The sequence below is a fragment of the Chromohalobacter sp. 296-RDG genome (assembly GCF_029889885.1).
Classification (GTDB): Bacteria; Pseudomonadota; Gammaproteobacteria; order Pseudomonadales; family Halomonadaceae; genus Chromohalobacter.
Genome location: NZ_JARANY010000082.1, coordinates 1 through 7,564, shown reverse-complemented (window position 1 = coordinate 7,564; position 7,564 = coordinate 1). Strand labels below are relative to the sequence as shown.

The 7,564-nt window shown below is 55.5% G+C and carries 4 protein-coding genes and 1 pseudogene; 2 read left to right on the top strand and 3 right to left on the bottom strand.

What is annotated here, in order from left to right:
- Positions 1–16: 16 nt before the first annotated feature.
- Entirely contained in the window at positions 17–514 is a 498-nt protein-coding gene (gene radC / locus OP495_RS15720) for a DNA repair protein RadC (protein ID WP_280563522.1), read from the top strand.
- Positions 515–935: 421 nt separating this feature from the next.
- On the opposite strand, the gene OP495_RS15715 is transcribed toward radC, so the two are convergent.
- Together OP495_RS15715 and OP495_RS15710 are read right to left on the bottom strand one after the other, a co-directional pair.
- Entirely contained in the window at positions 936–2,564 is a 1,629-nt protein-coding gene (locus OP495_RS15715) for a hypothetical protein (RefSeq protein ID WP_280563523.1), read from the bottom strand.
- 61 nt (positions 2,565–2,625) lie between these two features.
- Positions 2,626–3,726 carry a hypothetical protein gene (locus OP495_RS15710; RefSeq protein ID WP_280563524.1) on the bottom strand — a complete coding sequence of 367 codons (1,101 nt, stop codon included), beginning with the start codon at positions 3,724–3,726 and terminating at the stop codon, positions 2,626–2,628.
- 1,832 nt (positions 3,727–5,558) lie between these two features.
- On the opposite strand from OP495_RS15710, the pseudogene OP495_RS15705 reads away from it, so the two are divergent.
- Positions 5,559–5,728, top strand: a pseudogene (locus OP495_RS15705) (JAB domain-containing protein); the annotation flags it as partial.
- Between the two features lie 257 nt (positions 5,729–5,985).
- Here OP495_RS15705 and OP495_RS15700 read toward each other — a convergent pair.
- Positions 5,986–7,242, bottom strand: a complete 1,257-nt coding sequence (locus OP495_RS15700) for an ISL3 family transposase (protein WP_280563525.1) — start codon at positions 7,240–7,242, stop codon at positions 5,986–5,988.
- Between the last annotated feature and the right edge of the window lie 322 nt (positions 7,243–7,564).

The window sequence follows — 7,564 nt, the reverse complement described above, 5'->3', positions numbered from 1 at the left end:
CCTGAGGAGAGACACCATGACCCACCGTAAATTGATTGCCGGCGAAGTCGCCGGCACCTATCACGTCACCGAGGCGGTGACCGAAGGCGAGCTGCTGCAGATCGCCAAACGACTCGCCCGGCGCCGACTGGCCAAAGGGCGCAAGATCAACCAGCCAGCCTCGGCCTTCGAGTATCTCCAGGTACTGATGCAAGACTATGAGCACGAGGTGTTCAGCGCCCTGCTGCTGGACAGCCAGCATCGCGTCATCCGCTTCGAGGAGCTCTTTCGCGGTACGATCGATTCGGCCAGCGTCTATCCCCGCGAAGTAGTCAAGCAAGCCCTGACCTGCAACGCCGCCGCCGTCATTCTGGTCCACAATCATCCTTCGGGCGATGCTGCACCCAGCGACGCCGACCGGCGCATCACCCAGCGGCTCAAGGAAGCGCTGGGGCTAGTGGAAATACGGGTGATTGATCATGTGGTCGTCGGAAGCGAGGGATGTGAATCCTTTGCGGAGCTGGGCTATCTGTGACAGCGCGTCACGACATAACGCCGGTGCCACCCCGCTGGGGTGGCACCGGCTTGACGAGCAAGCAGCTTTTACAATTTTCTACCGACATCTAGATGTTGACAGAGCAATCTCTGGTAACATCGTCATCGGCCCAAATTTTTTTTATTTCGCTAGAAAATCTAATCTTCAGATGCTTCCCACAAAAGATTGCATACCTGAAAATTCAAATCGACAAACTCATGCCAACTGTATTGGTCAGCATAGTTTAACTCATACTGCCGATCGACCCGACAAATATCTGGTCGATCAGCGTAAATAGTACAGCTTTTATCGACATCATTGTAATGCTTGCAAGTACCATCGCCCCGATCAAGGGGCTGGGTCTCATCCGACAAGTAGACATGCTGGCAACACAGTCCACACTGGGTGCATGGGAACTTGTTTACCCCGTGATGCATGACGCCAACCATTTTCGCGTACTCTCGGAGCTTCCCATCTCGTAAGGCAACTCTACCCCCCTTTTATCCACTTCGACTTGTAGAAGCGTGCCCCGCTGAATTTCATCGTTACAAGCTACTAACTGCTGCGATAACTCTTCCAGCTCATCTGTATCAAGATTAAATTCCATCTGGCCAAGTTCCATAAGGTACTGATCCAGATCGGCATTAATGGCCTGGAACTTCGCGACCGCGTCGGCATGCGGCATAATTGACTCAATGAACGCCCATACTTTTTTCGCTATACCACTATGGAGCATGAAGTAGCTCAGCCCTAAAGTGACGACGCCGGTTACAAGCGCGCTTCCGAAAGCCGCCAGCTCAGCACCCAGCGGAAAATTGCATATCGGCAATAGTTGAGTATAGGCCACCGACCCTACCGCCGTAGCAGTCCCAATGGAAAGCACAGAGACGACAGCCTTACACAAATCGACAAACCCCAACTGGTCGGGGTTAAAAATAAGTAACTTAATGGCCTTAACCAACTGCCCCCAGACCTCTCGGATGATTTTTACCGCCATGCGCTGCGTTGTAGCAAAAATATTGAAGAGCGTGGTTGTGAAGCTGGCCAATACGCCTCCGAAGACGCCATCCTTGAAGGTCGTAAGAAAGTCCTTGAAGCGCGCCTTTACCCTTTTCCAGATACCTTTCAGTGTCTTGTTGATACTGTCAATAAATGATGAAAAATCGAACTGTTCTCTGCTCTTCTCCAGCAGGGCCGGGACCTGCTCGCGCAGCTCGAACCAGACCTCAGCCATGATCAGCCCCAACATTTGGCGGGTGCCCATCTTCAACCCTGCCACACTTGATGTCTTAGCGTTCTGCTTCAAAAACTTGCTGCTGGTGTAATAGCTGTAACTTACCTGCTCCTCGTAAGGCTTCCTTGCTTCCGCATCCCTTTTCCGCATCTCCTCGGAGTCAATGGACTTTAGCTCCTTGATCGCATTTTCGTTCTTGCGAATCCCGTCTTCAAGTTTTTGAGCTTTGTGTCGCTCCTCGGGGGTATTTTTTGGCATACTTTTCAGCCGGCGGATATCCCTGTCCCGCTTTTCTTCCTTCCGCTCTATGATCTTCGGTAGCTTCCCAAGATATGCATTGATAGGGGTCGCGTTTTTCGACTTGTTGACCGTTTCCTGCGTGGATTGGAGGTTGCTATCCTGATTGGCCAGTTTAACCCCATCCACCTCAGCCAAGATGCGCCCCGGATCATTATGAACTTCTTGGGCACTGATTACATGGTCGAGATTACGCTTTTCTCCCGGCTCCATAGTGGTATTTCGGTAAGTGTCGTAAAGCCCCCCTGCCTGATGCCGTAGCTTGTCAGCCCTCCCAGTCTCTTTAAACCTAGCGTCCTTATGGTACAGGCCGCTGTTATACTTTTCTCGATTTTGATAGCGCTGCTTTTCTCTGTCAGTGGCCCAAACTCCATTGCGCACGTTATGAATGGTATCAACGTCACCGCCTTGTTTGTCCTCAAACAAGAGGAAGTCCATACCAAAACTCGTCACCAAACTGTTGACGACGGTTTTTTCGAGCTCTTTGGCCCAGTTGAAATCTTGCGCTGAAGCGTGCATAAGGAGACTCATGGAAAACAAGGAAAGTGAACAGTGGGGAGCTTTCGCTCCCCCGGTCACATCAAGCTGTCTTGACGTGTTCCGCACTGGACGTCGCTTTTTCAAGCTGATGATCCAGTGCTCTATCGTTGAGTATCATGGAGCCTTCTGTGTCAGTCTCCATCACAGGCACACCATTTTCATCCATGGCTACTTCGCCATCGACAACTTTAACTTTGAAGATCGGAGTAGAGATCAGATCAACCAGAATGGTTGCCAACGCATAGCCATTTTCAATGATCCGCATAATCTCATCATTGAGCTTGCCCAATTCCTGCGCCACATCGAGATTATGGCTTTTTATATACTGCAGGTGACCGTCGATTTCCTTAAGATGGTCAAAATACAAAGTAAATTGGTCATCGAGGGACACAAGTGTTCTTTGGATCCTACACACATAGACTGTTGTCTGACCAAGATGCTCAATGGCACGCTCCAGCTTCTCGATGGCTTCATTGACTTCTTCGTCGGCCTTGCGAGCGTTTCTGAGCGCTTCTTCGCCATGGCTATTGTAAGCCCTGCCTGCAATGGCCAATACAGGACCGGCTACTGCGGCCCCGAGGATTGCCGTTCCACCGGCCATGCCCATGCCGCCCGTTGCTAGAGAGCCACCACCAATGGCAGCCAGGGTAGCGTTGGTGGCGGCAGCCCCTGCCAGAGATGATATCGCAGTGCCCGTTGAAGCAGCGCCCAGAGCCATGACGCCACCATAGACTGCAAACCCGGCAGCAGCGCCAGCGGTGCCGGCCCCTGCAACTGTTCCCAGTACACCAACGGCCGTGTAGCTATACTCCTCAATTTCTTGGAGCTTATGCTTGGGAATATTGACTTCCAGCTTGTTCTTGCGGCCCTCATTTAACTGCTGCTGAAGTTTGTCTGCCAAAACCTTGAACTCACCGAGCCTCTGGCCGATCTTGAGCTCTTTTTTCCCCAAAGCTTCGAGCGCCCCCGTGGCCGTGCTCTCCTGCGCATCAAACACTTCTCGTTTTTCGTCATAACGCTGCTGGGCACTCGCAACGATCGCGTCGGCTTCCGAGTGGCTCTGATAGCCGTCGTAACCTTTTTTCGCGCCGTAGGCGGCACTAGCCAAGGCTGCTCCGGCAAGGACAAAGGGAAGTGGCATAAAAATCTCCTTATTGATTAGCTGTGGAAGCTCTCGCCTCCTTTGCAGCACGGACCTCAATCTATATTAGAGTATATCGATAAAGAACATGAATCACACTAGATATTCCAGCTACCCGTCGTGATCGAAATGCATCGCTATGTATATCGTCCGGGAGCGATGATCCTTGAGTCATGTTTCCTCAAGACAGGCTCTCAATCCTGCTTTATCGTCATAATGAGAGTGAATTACTGGTACGACAAACCGTGTCGCAGCTTGGCATGTTTCCCTGCCCAAATCCTTTGCATGACATGCAACGCCTATTGTCGATCAACGACACGAGCCTGGTTGCCACCATAAGACGAGCCAAAGATCTGATCATGATAAGGACGACAGAAGCACTCGAGCCCATGACCAGCAGTAAGACGGCTAGCCCCTGTCGGACCAAAGTATTGGGGCAAAGGGAAGACGACCACCGGGACTTGGTGAACCCAGTACCCTGGCACTGCCGACCTCGTCGAGGGCTTCCATTTTGAGGCTGCGCCCGGCGAAGTGATGACAGCGACCACCGATGGCGTTCGCCTGCTGGTGGCCCCGGACTGGAGTGCCGACCTAGATGACACAACGCATCGCTTCGTTCAGGTTCATCTGGTTTGGCACGCCAGCGCCGGGAACTATCACCCCATGCAGCACCGTGACGAGCATCGTTGGCACCTGAACCTGCGACCATGCCGTGAACGCTCAATTGCTGCTGATCCGGCTTCCCGCTGGCCGGCGGTTCGGTATTGTTTCCAGCATGCATGACGCGAAGTGTCTCCGAGCGCCAAGGAGGTGCAGTATCTTGATCGAGCTTGGTGTCAACGCATTCACTACGTGGTACGAGACTATCTCGGCCTCCCTGGTTGCCCGACCCGGTGGCTGCCTAGTACTGATGCGTAGATGATTCTTTTGCGAGCTTTTCCTTAGGTTGGTGCCTCAGCCCCGACTTGGCGACAAGAAGCGTTTATGTCCGAGATACGCAAGACCATGTTCCACTACCGTGCCCTACTACAGCTGATCCCGCGCAGCCCAAGCCGGATAAACACACCAGTACTACTGGAAAAACTGCATGAGCACGGATTCCATCTCGATACCCGCTCGATGCAAAGGGACGCTGCACTTTCCGCTAGGGTGCGACGACAGCCAGAAGCCTTATCACTGGTACTTCGATCGTGACTTCAACTGCACCCAACCAGCTCTGGATAACCCAGTTCCGCGATGCCCGACATCTGCTCAACGGCTTGGAGGCAAATGGCCTGAGCCAGTGGGCCCGGCGTATACGGGCCATCCCCAACGGCAAGTCGCTGCTGCCCCGCTCCGCTGGAGGCAGCCACTTGGCAGACGGTGGCGCAGGCGCTGCTGGAGCATCGCGCCCTCGATGTGCCTTATCTATTTCGCAGCGCAGAGGTGGACACACGTTTCATTCTGCACCCGCAGGGACTTGGTAAGTCGCCACAACATGACCTACTTGGTGGCCACGGTGAACGACTACACCGACATTCGCTTGTTCGCCCTGCGCCGTATCAAGGAGGCTACCCTCAGCGAGACCACCTAGCGGGAAGTACACGACTTCGCTCTCAACAACCACATCCGCGGCGGCGCCTTCGGCTATCGGCAAAGCCCCGAAGACGTGAGGCTATTGTAAGCGGCTCAAGCCCACCAGTTCCGGCGAGAGTGAGACGAGCAGCGTGTCCTTCCACTGCCAAGGCAGTAGGACGCCGGGATCGTCATTCCCTCGAGTGTGGGCAGCGTTTCGAACACGAACTGCAGTCGACGCGTCGAGCTGTAGTGGTCAAGCAAGCCCTAGCCTGGGCGTCATTCTGGTCCACAACCACCCCTCGGGCGACGTGCACCCAGCGATGCCGACCGGCGCATTACCCAACGACTGAAGGAAGCGCTGGGACTGGTGGAGATCCGGGTGATCGATCATGTCGTGGTCGGGAGCGAAGGATGTGCGTCCTTTGCGGAGCTGGGGTATCTGTGACCGCGATGCGCGACATAAGCCGGTGCTGCCCCAATGGGGCAGCACCGGGTATTCGCGGCATCATTTATTTTTTGAAGAACTGGCTGTTGACGGCCAGAAGCGGGCGTTCGCTGCTACATACTTGAGGTCTGCTCAGCGGGCAGAGCGATCATTTAATCCTTGCTTATTTTTGTGTGGACACCTTTCCGAGAGTCTGGATCACGACAGCGATAGTGCAGCTATCGTCAGTAGGGTGACTCAATTGGTTCTTCGTCACTTCATGTGGATTTGGCCTGATCAAGCAAGTGGCCTACCGGGCTGCCGATCAGGTAGATCATGGCGATGAAGTTGGTCTCGTTACGGTAGCCGCGTGCGCGTGACCGGGCAGCCTGGAACAGACCGTTCATGCCTTCCAGGCGCGCGTTGGTCAGCCCCGAGAGCCAGCGCCTCACCACCTGCTCCGCATGCCGCTCCAGGGTCGTCAGGGCCTTCGCCATTGGCTTGAGCAGGGGCTGACCGACGACCGCTTCTCGCATGACCTTGAGGTAGTTTGTAACGCGCCACCGGGCGGCACGCGGCGTCGACGCCTGTCGGATCCAGCGTAGCTTCTCCTTGATGATCCAGGCATCAGCGGTCGCACTTCGATCACTCACCAGCTCCTGAAGCGCGGTGAGCTGCTTGGCCGTCAGGTTGCCGCTATCCAGGCTTTTCAGCACTGCCCAGCGCAGCGCCTTGGGATGCCTCTTCTCACGGCGCTCCTTCTTGCGGACCTCGTCCAACGCCTTGGTGAAGGTCTGCACGATGTGGAACCAGTCGACCGTCACCTCGGCATTGGGAAGGTGCTTAGACACGCCGCTCAGGAAGGCTTGGGACATGTCGCAGACGACCTCAACCACATTGCCCGCATCGCCGCCATGCGCTGCCAGGAAGTCGCTGAAGGCCTTGAGGGTGTCCTTGCCATGGCCCGGCACGGCGAAAAGCACCGGCTCCTGCTTGCGTTGCATGTCGAGGAACACGGTGACGTAACGCTGACCCCGCCGGGACGCGGTCTCGTCCACGCCGACAGTCGCCACGCTGGATAGATCCAACTCCCCCAACATGCGTCCCACATAGTGGTGCACGATGCGCCACAGGCGCTTGTCAGCGATCGCCCACTGCCGGGAGACGGCCAGCACCGGCATCTCCTTGACCAGCGACATGGCCGCCTGCTCGAACAGCAGCGTGAAGTCGCTACCGGGCCGAGCCCAGGGCACCTCGATGCGCTTGACGCCATGCTCGGGGCACTTGGCGCGAGGCACCCGCGCATGCAGGTAACAGTGGTGCTGGAAGAAATTCAAATGCCGCCAGGTTCTATCGGCGAAGTCGTGGGCCGGGCAGGCCTCGCCGCACTCCGGGCAGGGGTAGAGGCTGCCCCGCTCGGCCTCGACATAGAGGTCCAGGCGGTGGGGCGACACGGCGGTATCCAGGTGCTGGTCCTTGAGAACCCAAGGCGCTTCAAGGCCCAGGCCGAGGGTCAGAATCTGGGTGCCGTCCATGCCATGCCTCCTGTCGTCGTGGAGGTCATATCCTGGCCCAGTTCAGGGGGCGAATTCCACACCCAACGACGAAGAGCCTTATTTTTCCTTCGTTTGTGTATGGCGACCTTTTCTCAATGCAGTAATGCGACTTGGGAGTCAAATAGGCCTGCTGTACGACACAAGTTGTCGCTATATCCAGGCCGTGTCAAAACACTGTTCAGGCTGGCACACTGCCTTCAGGCATTCCTGATCGGCAGTTTCTATCATGGCACGCTACATCACGGGCGATTCGCGCGAGCAGATTGATCTGCTACCACCATCTCTCGATGAACTGATTCCC